Origin of the sequence: Novosphingobium sp., from assembly GCF_019748365.1 — a bacterium.
Lineage (GTDB): Bacteria > Pseudomonadota > Alphaproteobacteria > Sphingomonadales > Sphingomonadaceae > Novosphingobium.
Genome location: NZ_JAIEPN010000141.1, coordinates 1 through 12,241, shown reverse-complemented (window position 1 = coordinate 12,241; position 12,241 = coordinate 1). Strand labels below are relative to the sequence as shown.

At 66.8% G+C, this 12,241-nt stretch carries 13 protein-coding genes and 1 pseudogene; 6 read left to right on the top strand and 8 right to left on the bottom strand.

Annotated elements, in window-relative coordinates; all coding sequences use genetic code 11:
- The first annotated feature begins 9 nt into the window (after positions 1-9).
- The 4 genes from K5Q19_RS15765 to K5Q19_RS15750 all read left to right on the top strand — a co-directional run bounded on the left by K5Q19_RS15765 (position 10) and on the right by K5Q19_RS15750 (position 4,867).
- The gene (locus tag K5Q19_RS15765) at positions 10-1,176 is read left to right on the top strand and encodes a glycosyltransferase family 4 protein (protein WP_292947139.1); all 1,167 of its coding nucleotides are present in this window, start codon (positions 10-12) and stop codon (positions 1,174-1,176) included.
- A 112-nt stretch (positions 1,177-1,288) separates the two neighbouring features.
- The gene (locus tag K5Q19_RS15760) at positions 1,289-2,044 is read left to right on the top strand and encodes a tetratricopeptide repeat protein (protein ID WP_292947137.1); all 756 of its coding nucleotides are present in this window, start codon (positions 1,289-1,291) and stop codon (positions 2,042-2,044) included.
- Between the two features lie 42 nt (positions 2,045-2,086).
- Positions 2,087-3,439 (top strand): PQQ-binding-like beta-propeller repeat protein, encoded by a 1,353-nt coding sequence (locus K5Q19_RS15755; RefSeq protein ID WP_292947135.1) that lies wholly within the window; start codon positions 2,087-2,089, stop codon positions 3,437-3,439.
- A 69-nt stretch (positions 3,440-3,508) separates the two neighbouring features.
- The gene (locus tag K5Q19_RS15750) at positions 3,509-4,867 is read left to right on the top strand and encodes an isoprenylcysteine carboxylmethyltransferase family protein (RefSeq protein ID WP_292947132.1); all 1,359 of its coding nucleotides are present in this window, start codon (positions 3,509-3,511) and stop codon (positions 4,865-4,867) included.
- A gap of 135 nt (positions 4,868-5,002) precedes the next feature.
- On the opposite strand, the gene K5Q19_RS15745 is transcribed toward K5Q19_RS15750, so the two are convergent.
- The 4 genes from K5Q19_RS15745 to K5Q19_RS15730 form a co-directional block, all read right to left on the bottom strand.
- On the bottom strand, positions 5,003-5,293 hold the full coding sequence (locus tag K5Q19_RS15745; RefSeq protein WP_292947196.1) for a putative quinol monooxygenase: 291 nt from the start codon (positions 5,291-5,293) through the stop codon (positions 5,003-5,005).
- A 5-nt stretch (positions 5,294-5,298) separates the two neighbouring features.
- Positions 5,299-5,598, bottom strand: a complete 300-nt coding sequence (locus tag K5Q19_RS15740; RefSeq protein ID WP_292947129.1) for a putative quinol monooxygenase — start codon at positions 5,596-5,598, stop codon at positions 5,299-5,301.
- A 27-nt stretch (positions 5,599-5,625) separates the two neighbouring features.
- The gene (locus K5Q19_RS15735) at positions 5,626-7,011 is read right to left on the bottom strand and encodes a glutamate--cysteine ligase (protein ID WP_292947127.1); all 1,386 of its coding nucleotides are present in this window, start codon (positions 7,009-7,011) and stop codon (positions 5,626-5,628) included.
- A 72-nt stretch (positions 7,012-7,083) separates the two neighbouring features.
- Positions 7,084-7,830, bottom strand: a complete 747-nt coding sequence (locus tag K5Q19_RS15730; RefSeq protein ID WP_292947123.1) for a 16S rRNA (uracil(1498)-N(3))-methyltransferase — start codon at positions 7,828-7,830, stop codon at positions 7,084-7,086.
- A gap of 46 nt (positions 7,831-7,876) precedes the next feature.
- Here K5Q19_RS15730 and ubiA point away from each other — a divergent pair, with 46 nt between their 5' ends.
- The gene (gene ubiA / locus K5Q19_RS15725) at positions 7,877-8,797 is read left to right on the top strand and encodes a 4-hydroxybenzoate octaprenyltransferase (protein WP_292947121.1); all 921 of its coding nucleotides are present in this window, start codon (positions 7,877-7,879) and stop codon (positions 8,795-8,797) included.
- Here the strand turns inward: ubiA and K5Q19_RS15720 are convergent.
- Positions 8,788-9,168 (bottom strand): VOC family protein, encoded by a 381-nt coding sequence (locus K5Q19_RS15720; protein ID WP_292947119.1) that lies wholly within the window; start codon positions 9,166-9,168, stop codon positions 8,788-8,790. The genes ubiA and K5Q19_RS15720 overlap by 10 nt on opposite strands.
- Before the next feature lie 89 nt (positions 9,169-9,257).
- Between K5Q19_RS15720 and soxR the strand changes: the two genes are divergently transcribed.
- On the top strand, positions 9,258-9,716 hold the full coding sequence (soxR, locus tag K5Q19_RS15715) for a redox-sensitive transcriptional activator SoxR (RefSeq protein WP_292947116.1): 459 nt from the start codon (positions 9,258-9,260) through the stop codon (positions 9,714-9,716).
- On the opposite strand, the gene K5Q19_RS15710 is transcribed toward soxR, so the two are convergent.
- From K5Q19_RS15710 to K5Q19_RS15700, 3 genes and pseudogenes are all read right to left on the bottom strand, one after another.
- Positions 9,713-9,997, bottom strand: coding sequence for a BrnA antitoxin family protein (locus K5Q19_RS15710; protein ID WP_292947113.1), 285 nt, complete (start codon positions 9,995-9,997; stop codon positions 9,713-9,715). The two genes, soxR and K5Q19_RS15710, sit on opposite strands and share 4 nt — an antisense overlap.
- A complete protein-coding gene (locus K5Q19_RS15705; protein WP_292947110.1) occupies positions 9,957-10,238 on the bottom strand; it encodes a BrnT family toxin in 282 nt (93 codons plus the stop codon). Before K5Q19_RS15705 ends, K5Q19_RS15710 begins: the two co-directional genes overlap by 41 nt.
- Before the next feature lie 111 nt (positions 10,239-10,349).
- A pseudogene (locus K5Q19_RS15700) lies at positions 10,350-12,241 on the bottom strand (chromosome segregation protein); the annotation flags it as partial.

Here is a 12,241-nt window from a genome sequence, read left to right as displayed (position 1 = left end):
CGGCGCACCATGAATAAACCCGCGCGCGGCAAGCGGCTCCACCTTCTCCACCTGCACTCGACATTCGATGCAGGCGGCAAGGAACGGCGCTCCACTTCCCTGATCAACCGCTTCGGCAAGGCGGTGGATCACAGCGTGGTCTCCGCACAGCCGGGGGCGCTGGGCGCGCGCGCGCAGATCGATCCCGGCATGTCGGTGCACTTCCCCTTCGGCTTTCCTCCGCTGCAGGGCCGATTCGGCATTCGCCGCTTGCAGACGCTGGCGCGCGCGATGCAGGGCTTCGATCTGATCCTCACGTACAACTGGGGTGCGATGGATGCGGCGATGGCCCATGCCATGTTCGGCCCCACGCTGGGCCTCGCGCCGCTGATCCACCACGAGGACGGCTTCAATGCCGACGAGGCGCAGAAGCTCAAGGCCTCGCGCAACTGGTATCGCCGCGTGGCGCTGGCCCGGGCGAGCGCGCTGATCGTCCCTTCGCGCCAGCTGGAGGCCGTGGCGCTGGATGTGTGGCACCAGCCGGCCGCGCGCGTCCACCGCATCGGCAACGGCATCCCGGTGATGGACTACGACCCCGCCAAGGCCCGCCGCGTCCGCCCCGATGCGCTGCCACGTGTGGTCAAGCGTCCCGGGGAGAAATGGCTGGGCACGCTCGCCGGGCTGCGCCCGGTCAAGGCACTGCCCCGGCTGGTCCGCGCCTTCCGCGCCATGCCGGAGGAATGGCAACTGGTGATCGTGGGCGAAGGGCCCGAACGCGAGGCGATCATGGCCGAGGCGCTGCGGCTCGAGATCGGGCACCGCGTGCATCTGCCCGGCTTCGTCGCCAAACCGGCCGAAGCGACCGCGCTGTTCGATCTCTTCGCCTTGTCCTCCGATAGCGAGCAGTTCCCGCTATCGGTGGTCGAGGCGATGGCCGCCGGCCTTGCCGTGGCAAGCCCAGCGGTGGGCGATGTCGCGGATATCGTCTCGCCGGAGAACGCGCCGTTCATCACTCCGCCGGGCGACGAGGCTGCGCTGGGCGCGGCCTTGGCGCAGCTGGCCGAGGACGAGACATTGCGCCGCCGGGTGGGCGCGGCGAACCTGCTGCGCGCGCGCGCAGAGTTTGACGAGGGCGTGATGGCAGGCCGGCATGCCGCCATCTATGCCGCTGCGCTGGGGCTGCCATCGTTTCCGTAAAGCTGCCGGACAGTATCGCTATGTCAAAGCGCCCCCTGTCAAACCGGTTGAATTGGCAGTCCCCCCTGCTAAACAGCCGCATTCGTTAACCCAACGACCTGAAAGCGCAGTCTTGGCTCTCACTCCGAATACCCCATCGGGCAATGCTCCTGCCAACAGCAAGGACGCTGCCGCCCAGGAAACCTTCCTGCGCGAGGTCGATGATGCGCTGCGCGAAGATCAGCTGCGCAGCCTGCTGCTCAATCGCGGCCGGCCGATCCTGGCGCTCGTCGTCGGCGGCCTTGTCGGTCTGGGCGGCTGGCTGTGGTACAACGATCATACCGCCAGCGTGCGCGATCAGCAGAGCGAGACGTTCGTGACCGCGCTCGATGCGCTGGAGGCGAACCGCACCCAGGCCGCAAAGCAGGGCATGGATCCCCTCGCCAAGAGCGGCAACCCCGGGTATCGCGCCGCGGTGCAGATCAGCGATGCCGCGATCGCCGAACAGGCCGGCAAGGCGGATGAAGCCGCAAAGCTGTTTGCAGCGGTTTCCGCCGATGGCACGCTGCCCGGTCCCTATCGCGACCTTGCCACGGTGCGCGAAGTCGCGACCAATTTCGACAAGCTGCCCCCGCAGACCGTGATCGATCGGCTGAAGCCGCTCGCGGTGCCGGGCAAGCCCTGGTTTGGCAGCGCGGGTGAACTCGTCGCGCTCGCCTATCTCAAGCAGAACAAGACCGAGGCGGCAGGCGCGCTGCTCGCCTCGATCGCCAAGGACAAGGCCGTGCCCGATACCTTGCGCCGGCGCACGCGCCAGCTCGCCGGGCAGCTCGGTGTCGATGCTGTGGACAATCCGGTTGCCGCCGTGGACGGCAGCCAGGTGCAATAATGACGTATTCGGGATGAGATTTTCGGGATGGGATTTGAGTATATGACCGCAGCACGCCCAAGCCGACCGATGGCGATCAGGCGCCTTGCCGTTTCTGCCGTGGTCGTGGTGGCACTGGCGCTTGGCGGCTGCGGGCTTACCAAGGGCAAGACCAAGTCGACGCCGACCGTGGGCAACCGCATCCCGATCCTGTCGAAGTTCGACAAGGCCGAGAAGGTGGACGAGGGCATGGCCGTGCTCGATGTCGTTCTTCCGCTGGCCGAACCCAATCCCGATTGGGAGCAGGCGGGCGGCACGGCTTCCAAGTCCTACGGTCATCTCGCGCTGGCACAGCAGCCGCGCAAGGTCTGGATGGCACGCATTGCCGGCTCCAGCCCCAAGCAGCGCCTCGCGGCATCGCCGGTCGTCGGCGGCGGCAAGCTCTATGTGATGGACACGGAAGGCATGGTCCGCGCATTCGATGCGGCCACCGGGCGCGAGCAGTGGAAGACCGAGTTCCGCCTGCCTGACGCGATGGCTTCGGTATTCGGCGGCGGCGCAGCCTACAACGACGGCAAGGTCTTCATCACCACCGGTCTCGGCGAAGTGGCTGCGATCGAGGCGGCGAGCGGCAAGATCCTCTGGCGCGTGAAGCCGGCAGGCCCGCTGCGCGGCAGCCCGACGATCGCTTTCGGCGGCGTCTATGTGATGACGCAGGACAACCAGATCATCGCGCTCAATGTGGCCGATGGCGCGCAGCTGTGGAGCGAATCCGGTTCGGTCGCGCAGACCGGCGTGTTCGGTGTGGCCGCGGCAGCAGCCGGGCAGGGCACCATTGTCGCGGGCTACAGCTCGGGCGAACTCGTCGCCTACCGCTACGAGAACGGCCGACAGCTGTGGTCCGATGCTCTCGCGCGCACCAGCATCGCGACTTCGGTTTCCACCCTGACCGACATCGACGCCGACCCGATCATCGAACGCGGCCGCGTCTATGCGCTTGGTCAGGGCGGCCGCATGGCGGCCTATGAACTGGTCACCGGCCAGCGCGTGTGGGAACTCAATCTGGCTGGCATCTCGACCCCGGCGGTGGCGGGCGACTGGATCTTCACGCTGACCGACGAGGACAAGCTGCTCTGCATCGCCAAGGCTACCGGCCGCGTGCGCTGGATCGCGCAGATGAAGGCCTACCGCAACGTCAAGAAGAAGAAGGGCCCGATCTTCTTCACCGGTCCGGTGCTGGCGGGTGACCGCCTGTGGATGGCCAATTCGGAAGGCGAACTGCTCGCCGCTTCGGTCACCGATGGTGCCGTCAAGCGCTATGCCAAGCTCGGCGCACCGGTCACGCTGGCGCCGGTCGTGGCTGGCGGCGTGCTCTACGTGCTCGACGATAGCGGACACATCAGCGCGTTCCGCTGACCGGCCAGACCGCCGGTTCTTGCCGGCGCATAAACGATTTTCTCATAGGTCTCCGTTAACAGCGGGACCATGAGCGTTCCTGCATCCAGGCCTGCCAGCGATGTCTCGGCCGGAGTCGGCCTGTCCGGCCTGTTCGGCCTTGCGCTGTGGGTCATCGTGTGCCGCAATTGGGCGGGAATTGCCGATGCTCTGGCCCTGCCGGGGCCGCATGAACCGCTTGCCGGGCCCAATGCTGCACTGGCGGCGATGCTGTTTTCCGGCCTGCCGATGGTTGCTTGGTCGCTCATGGTGGACAAGGTGCACTTGCGCGCCTCCACCGGGATCGACTGGGCCAATCCGCGCCCCTTGCGCGATGTGATCGATACCTCGATCACCAAGATCGCGGGCCTGTGGGCGACATGGTCGCTGCTCGGCTTCGTCTATTGCCTGTGCCGCTGGTACTGGCGCGGGCAGTATCTCTTCGCGATGGATGTGATCTCGGGCCTCGCGCCGGTGCTGTTCATCGGCACGATCCCCTATGTGCTGTGGCTCGACCGCGTGCTCATCAATCCCCGCGACGGCGCGTGGCACTTCGGCGCCATGCTCATCGGGCGCGAGACGTATGACCGCGCCGAAGTGGCGCATCATTGGCGCGCCTGGGCGGTGAAGGGCTTCTTCTGCGCCTTCATGTTCTCGATCATCCCCGGCGGCTTCGGCAATGTCGTGCAGATGAACTACGCCGCCGTTCTCGGCGATCCGCTCGCGCTCGGCAACGCGCTGATCGAGACGATGTTCCTCGTCGACGTGCAGATCGCCATGGTCGGCTACCTGCTCACGATGAAGCCGCTCGATGCGCAGATCCGCAGCGCTAATCCTTATCTCGGCGGCTGGGTGGCGGCGCTGATCTGCTATCCGCCGTTCATCCTGATGGGCGGCGGCGGCGTGCTCGATTACCGCGCGAACGGCGCCGAATGGACCTACTGGCTGCAGGGCATGCCGGTGCTCGAATGGATCTGGGTCGTGGCCATGGTGCTGCTCACGGGTATCTATGCCTGGGCCACGGTCGCCTTCGGCCTGCGCTTCTCGAACCTCACCTATCGTGGCGTGCTGACGAATGGCCCCTATGCCTACACGCGGCACCCGGCCTATCTCTCCAAGAACGCCTTCTGGTGGATTTCGACGCTGCCTTGGCTCACCACCACGCATTCGATGGTCGATGCGATCCGCAACACCGTGATCCTCGGCCTCGTCAGCGCGGTCTATTTCTGGCGCGCCAAGACCGAGGAAGCGCACCTGCTGGCCGAGGACGTCAAGTACCGCGAATACCACGCCTGGATGGCCGAACATGGCCTGGTAACGGGCAACCTTAATCGCATCGGGCGGATGCTGATGCGCGGCCGGCCCCGGGTGGAACCACCGCCAATCGGCGCAGCGCATCCGGCAGAGTGAGCATGATGTTCTCTCCCCTTCAGGGGAGAGATACGAAGGCTTGGCAGCTTGCTGCCTAGCTGAAGTTGAGAGGGGGCAAGGGCAGCGCCATTCCCCTCTCCCAACCCTCTCCCCTGAAGGGGAGAGGGCTATTGCCTAGATCGCCTCGCCCTCGTCCGTCTCGTAAAGCCGGATAACCCGGTCATGAAAGCCCAGCCCGGCACGCGCGGCGACCCATTCGGCCATGTGGGCAGACCTGGCATGCGCCATCAGCGCCGCGCGATCGGTCCAGCGTTCAGCCACATGGAACAGCGCGGGATCATCGATATCCTGCGCATAGCCATACTGGATGCAGCCCTGTTCCGCCCGGGTCGCCTCGGCCACCTTGCGAGCCAGCGGCAGCAACGCATCGATGTGTTCCGGCGCGACCCGGAACGTGCCCATCACGACGATCAAAGGTCCTCGCCTTCGTCGGTGTCGTAGAGCTTGATGTGGCGCTCCTTCATCGTGAGCCCTGAGAGCACCCCGATCCATTCGGCGACATGCGGGGTCTTGAGGTGTGCGCCCAGCGCCTCGCGGCTCGTCCAGCGTTCGGTGATGTGGAAGATCTCGGGATCGCTGATGTCGCGCGAATAGTCGTACTGCAGGCAGCCTTCTTCCGCTTGCGTCGCGGCGACAACCTTCTGCGCCGCCGGCAGCGCGGCCTCGATGGCATCGGCGTCGATCCGCAGCTTGCCCATCACGATGATCATTGTCTCTCTCCCGCTGATGTTCTGATTCTAGAAGGTCTTCGCCTCGTAGATCGGATCGACCTTGCCGCCCCACGCCCCGTGATAGAGCTCCAGCAGCCGCTCCGCCGGGGTCTTGCCGCTGCTCACAATCTCGTCGAGCGGGTGGAGATAGCCGGTCTCGTTGTCGCCCGCATCGTTGAGCTTGCCACGCGCCGCCAGCCCGCCACGCGCAATCGCGAGGACCTCCGCGGCAATATCCCGCAGCTTGCCACCACCCGGCAGCGGCGCATCGAGCCCCAGCTTGGGCACGCTGGCACGCAAACGCTCGCGCCCGTCCATGTCCCAGTCCTTGACGAGGTCCCACGCCGCATCGAGCGCGGTCTGGTCATAGAGCAGGCCGACCCACAGCGCTGGCAGCGCGCAGATGCGGCTCCACGGCCCGCCATCGGCGCCTCGCATTTCAAGGAAGCTCTTGAGGCGCACTTCGGGGAAGGCAGTGGAAAGATGATCGATCCAGTCCGACCGCGTCGGCTTCTCGCCGGGCAGCGCAGGGAGCCTGCCTTCCAGAAAATCGCGGAACGACTGCCCCGCCGCATCGATATAGCGCCCGTTGCGGAACACGAAGTACATCGGCACATCGAGCATGTAGTCGACATAGCGCTCATAACCGAAGCCCTCGTCGAACACGAACGAGAGCATGCCGGTGCGCGCCGGATCGGTATCGGTCCAGATATGGCTGCGATACGAAAGGTAGCCGTTGGGCTTGCCTTCAAGGAACGGCGAATTGGCAAACAGCGCCGTGGCGAGCGGTTGCAGCGCCAGCGAAACGCGGAACTTCTTCACCATGTCCGCCTCGCTCGAATAGTCGAGGTTGGTCTGGATGGTGCAAGTGCGCAGCATCATGTCGAGGCCCATGGTGCCCACGCGCGGCATGTGCCGCAGCATGATGTCATACCGGCCCTTGGGCATGATCGGCAGCTCTTCGCGAGTCTTGTCAGGCCACAGCCCCATGCCGAGGTAGGCAAGGCCCAGCTTGTCGCCGATGGTCTTCACTTGCGCGAGGTGGCGCCCGGTTTCAGCGCAAGTCTGGTGCAGGTTCTCGAGCGGCGCGCCGGAAAGCTCGAGCTGGCCCGCCGGCTCGAGGCTCACCGCGCCGTCCGGTCCGCCCATCGCGATCACGTTGGGGCCGGTGTCGCTGTCTTCCTCGATGGTCGTCCAGCCATAGTCCCGCAGCGCAAGCAGCAGATCGCGGATCCCGCCCGGCTCGCTGTAGGAGGGCGCGGCGCGGTCCTTGGTGCGATAGACGAACTTCTCGTGCTCGGTGCCGATCCGCCAGGCCTCGCGCGGCTTTTCGCCCTTCGCCATCGGCTCGACGAGCTGGTCGCGGCTCTCGATGACGGGATCGTTGCGATTCGAAACTTGTCTCGTGCTCATGGGGATTTCGTTAGTGCGCCGCGCGGCAGCGCGCCAGCCGAAAACATGGATCGGTCCATGGCGCGATATGCGTCAGCCCCAATCCCCGCGTGTGCCCATCCACAGTGCCACCGCGCTGATGGCCGCCGTCTCCGCGCGCAGGATGCGCGGCCCCAGCGTGATCGCCACTGCCGCGGGATGTGCGCGCACCGCCGCGCGCTCCGCATCGTCGAAGCCGCCCTCCGGACCCACCAGCAGTGCGGCAGGGCCAGCGTGTGCCGCAAACGCAGCGGCGGCAGGCTGTCCGCCTTCCTCGTCGGCAAAGAAAAGCCGCCGCCCCTCCGGCCATTCGCGCAGCAACGCGTCCAGCTTCACCGGTTCGGCCAGCGCGGGGAGCGCGGTGCGCGCGCATTGCTCGGCCGCCTCGGTCACAATCGTGCGCGCCCGCTCCGGATTGAGCTTGTCGGCCACGCAGCGCCGGGTCAGCACCGGACGGATCGCCGCAACCCCCAGTTCGGTCGCCTTTTCCAGCACCAGATCGAACCGATCCTTCTTGATCAGCGCCGCGCAGAGCCAGAAATCCGGTACCGCTTCCCGCTCCCGCAGCCGCCGCACGACGCCGAGCGTGACATCGCGCTTCCCCGCCGCGCTGACCTCGGCCAGCCATTCGCCCGTCAGATCATCACACAGGATCACCGCATCGCCCGGCTGCGCACGCATCACCTTGCCCAGATAATGCGCCTGCCCGCCCTCCAGCGCCACTTGCGCCCCATCGTCGAGTGGGCCGGGGACAAACAGGCGGGGCGCAGACTTGGGTGGCCAGGCGGGAGTTGCAACCATGTCTCGACCCCTAGCCGATTGCAGTCGCCGGGGCTATGCAGCGCAGATGACCACAACGCCGCAGATCGTGCCCGACAGCGAGTACCGCGGCGTGCTCACGGCGCTCCCGCCCACCTTGCGCGATCTGGCGCTCATCGCGCGTTTCGATCGGCCAATCGGCTGGTGGCTGCTGTTCTGGCCTTGTGCCTGGGGCCTGTTCCTCGCCGGCGGGACGGGGCGCTGGGGGATGATCCTCTGGCTGCTGCTCGGGTCTATCGCGATGCGCGGGGCGGGGTGCGTCTACAACGATATCGTCGATGCCGATCTCGATGCCCGCGTCGCGCGCACCGCCGCGCGCCCCATCGCCAGCGGGGCGATTTCCAAGAAGGTCGCGTGGATCTGGCTCCTCGCGCTCTGCGGCGTCGGCCTCATCGTCCTGCTGCAACTGCGCTGGGAGGCACAAGTGGTGGCGCTCGGCAGCCTCGGGCTCGTCGCGGCCTATCCTTTCATGAAGCGCATCACCGGCTGGCCGCAGGCGTGGCTCGGCCTCGTGTTTACCTGGGGCGCGCCGGTCGGCTGGATCGAGGTGACCGGCTTTGACCGCCTCGTCCCGCTCGCCGCGCTCTACGCCGGGTGCTGGGCCTGGTGCATGGCCTATGACACGATCTACGCGCTGCAGGACCGCGAGGACGATGCCATGGTCGGCATCGGCTCCTCCGCGCTTTCGTTCGGGAAGCATGTCCGCGCCGGGGTGATCGGGCTCTATGCCATGGCGACTGCTTGCTGGGCGGGCGCGGTCTGGCTCGTGCGGCCCGATCCGGTGGCGCTCTTTGCGCTGCTGCCAGTCACGCTCCACTTCGCGTGGCAGGCGCTCACGCTCGATACGGCAGACGGCCTCAGCGCGCTCGCGCGGTTCCGTTCGAACCGATTCGCGGGCGCACTGATGGCGGCTGCGTGCTTTGTTGTCGGGGCTGCCACTCAGCTATAGCTGACCAGCTCCCACTCGATGCCATCCCAATCGAAGACATAGAACCGGCGGCCCGGATCGTAGTCCGCGTGGTTGAAGGGCTCCAGCCCGGCTTCGATTGCCACGCGCTCCGCAGCGTCCAGATCATCGACCACCAGGCCAATGTGCTGCAACGGCTGGCCCTTCGCAAACTTGCCGGGAAACGGCGTATCCCCCTGATAAAGAGCAATATAGTCGGTTTCCGCGCCGATGTGGATGGTCCACCCGCCCAGCGCGGAAGGCCCGCGCCAGCGTTCGTGCCAGCCGCACAGGCGGGCGAGAAAAGCGGCGGTACGATCGGGATCGCTGACGCGGATATTGACGTGTTCGAGACGCGCGGCGGGGGTGGTCATGGCAAAACTCCGTTGTGGACCTTTTGAGCGCGTAACGTTATGCAACCTCAAGTTGACTTGAGGTCAAGGGATTTTTCCGGGGATTCGCGATGCTTGCCAAACCGGCCAAGGGCCGCAACGATCTGGTGCCCATCGGCATGGTCGCGCAGCGCACCGGGCTCGCTGTTTCGGCAATCCGCTACTACGAGGAGCGCGGCCTGATCGCATCGGTCCGCACCGGCGGCAACCAGCGCCGCTTCCTGCGTTCCGACATCCGCCGCTTGAGCTTTATCCTGATCGCGCAGCGGCTAGGATTGGGTCTTGGCGAGATCGAGCGCGAGCTCGCCTCGCTGCCCAAGGGGCGCACGCCCACCGTGCTCGATTGGCAGCGCATCAGCCGCTCGCTGCGCAGCGAGATCGACGGCCGCATCCAACTGCTGACACGGACCCGCAACAAGCTCGACGAATGCATCGGCTGCGGCTGCCTCAGCCTCGACCGCTGCCAGCTCTACAACAAGGAAGATCGTGCGGGAGCGGGCGGACCGGGGCCGCGGTTCGTGCTGGACTAGATTCCCAGAGCCTTGCGCAGTTCCGCATTGATCCGCGATTGCCAGCCCTTGCCGGTGGCGCGGAACTTCTCGACCACATCTGGATCGAGCCGCAGGGTCACCTGCTTCTTGGGGTTTTCGGAGATGGGGCGTCCGGGCTTGGTCCAGGTTCCATCGGCAGGTTTGACAAGCTTCCCCCCAATGTAGAGGGCCGCCCGCCGGAACTGATCCTCTGTCCATTCGACATCATCATCGTCAGGATCAATCCAAGGTTTTGATTCGGGAGCTGTGTTCTTCCTCATGGGCGTGCCTCATCGTGATGATGCGATGATTCTGGCCGCGCGGTGTCCAGACTAGACTAACGCGTTGCCCATGGAGGTATCCCCAGACGCGGAAACGCGGCTCGCCATAGTCCTTGCGGTCATCAAGCAGTTCGACGTAGCTGCCCTGAAAAACCAAACCGGACTCAGCGATATCCAGACCTCGCTCCTCCAGAATCTTGAGCCTCTTGGCTTCGTCGTACTCGATCTTGATCTCGTTCAACGTCGCCTCCGGGCCACAATATTCACACCATACAGTTTCCTTCCGATGCCCTGGCATGACTTGGCGCGGGCAGTGCCAACAGGATTTAATGTAACTACAAAAACAGGCATGTCAAGAGGCCGCCAGCAAACTCTCCGCCCCGCCGAGATCGACGCTGACAAGCCGCGAGACACCGCGCTCCACCATCGTCACGCCGAACAGGCGGTGCATGCGGCTCATCGTCACCGCGTTGTGCGTCACGATGAGGTAGCGGGTGGTCGTCTCCGCGGCCATGGCATCGAGCAGGTCGCAGAAGCGCTCGATATTGGCATCGTCGAGCGGGGCGTCGACTTCGTCGAGCACGCAGATCGGTGCGGGGTTGGTGAGAAACAGGCCGAAGATCAGCGCGACGGCGGTCAGCGCCTGCTCGCCGCCCGATAGCAGCGTGAGCGATTGCAGGCGCTTGCCCGGCGGCTGGGCGAAGATTTCGAGGCCGGCTTCCAGCGGATCGTCGCTGTCCACCAGCGCAAGATGCGCCTCGCCGCCGCCGAAAAGGCGCGAGAACAGGCGGCGGAAATGCGCATCGACCGCCTCGAATGCCGCCCGCAGCCGCTCGCGCCCCTCACGGTTGAGCGCGCCGATCGAGCCGCGCAGGCGGTTGACCGCCTCGGTCAGTTCGGCCTGCTCGGTGACGACGACGAGGTGCTGCGCTTCTGCCTCGGTGAGTTCGGTCGCGGCAACAAGGTTCACTGGCCCCAAGCGCTCGCGCTCGGCGATCAGGCGGTCATGCGCGGCGGATTCCTCGGGCGCGGCGGATACATCGCTGCCCGGAAAGCCGATGCGCTCGGGCAGCAGCGGGGGCGGGCACTGGAAGCGCTCGCCGGCGATCCCGGCCATTTCCTGCCGGCGCTGGTCCTCGTTCTCGGCCTTGGCGCCCAGTGCGGCGCGGGCTTCGCGGGCGCTGGCCAGCGCTTCGTTGGCGGTGGCGAGAGCGGTTTCGGCGCTGCGGGCCTCGGCCTCGCTGCGGGCCAGCGCGGTCTCGGCCTCCGCCAGCGCCGCCGCATAGCGCACCCGCAAGGCCTCGGCTTCCTCCAGATCGCGCGCGAGGGCGGGGGGCTTGGCGGCGACGATGTTGCGTTCTTCGGCCAGATCCTCGGCCTGCCCCGCCATGGCCGCAAGCCGCCGGGCCGCATCGCCCGCGCGGGCCTGCCAGCCGCGGATATCGCCGCGCAAGGCGGTGAGCCGCTCCTTGCCGACCGCAAGCGCCTGCCCATGCGCCGCAACCGCTGCCATTGCGGACTGATAGGCCGCGCGGGCGCGATCATTGCGCTGCCGTTCGGCCTCCACCGCCGCGCGCCCGGCGGCAGGATCGGGCAGGGCAGCGCGGCGGGCTTCCGCTTCGCCGAGATCGGCCTCGGCCAACTGCCTCTGCGCCGCGAGATCGGCAGCAGCACGCTCCAGTTCCTCGCGCCGCGCCGCGATGCGGGCGCGGGCGGCTTCGGCCTGATCCAGCGCACGCAAGGCGCTGCGCTCGGTATCGGCTGCTGCCGCGAGCGCCCGTTCGCTGGCGCCGAGTTCGTTCTGCACGCGGGCGATTTCGGCCTGTGCACCGGCAAGCTCGGCCTGCGCCGCGCTGCTGGCGGCTTCGGCAGCTTCGGCAGCAGCGCGGCGTTCGGGAAGCGACGCTTCCAGTTCGGCAAGCCGGTTCTCGGCCGCCAGAATGGCGGCTTCCGCCCCGCCTTCGCCGCGCGCGATGAAGCCGTCCCAGCGCCGCAAATGGCCGTCACGCGTCACCAGCCATTCGCCGGGGGCAAGCGGCTCGCCATGATCCGCATCGGCGACCCTGACGAGCGCAAGCCGGGCGGCAAGCTCGGGCGGGCACTTCGTCACCTGGTGGATCAGCGCATCGGCGCGCGGGGAGGGGGCCTCGGCACCGGTCCAGAACCGCCCATCGCCGGCGGGCGCCGCGCCCAGCGGCGCCGAGGCGTCGCGGCCGAGCACGGCGGCCAGTGCGCGCTCGTAGC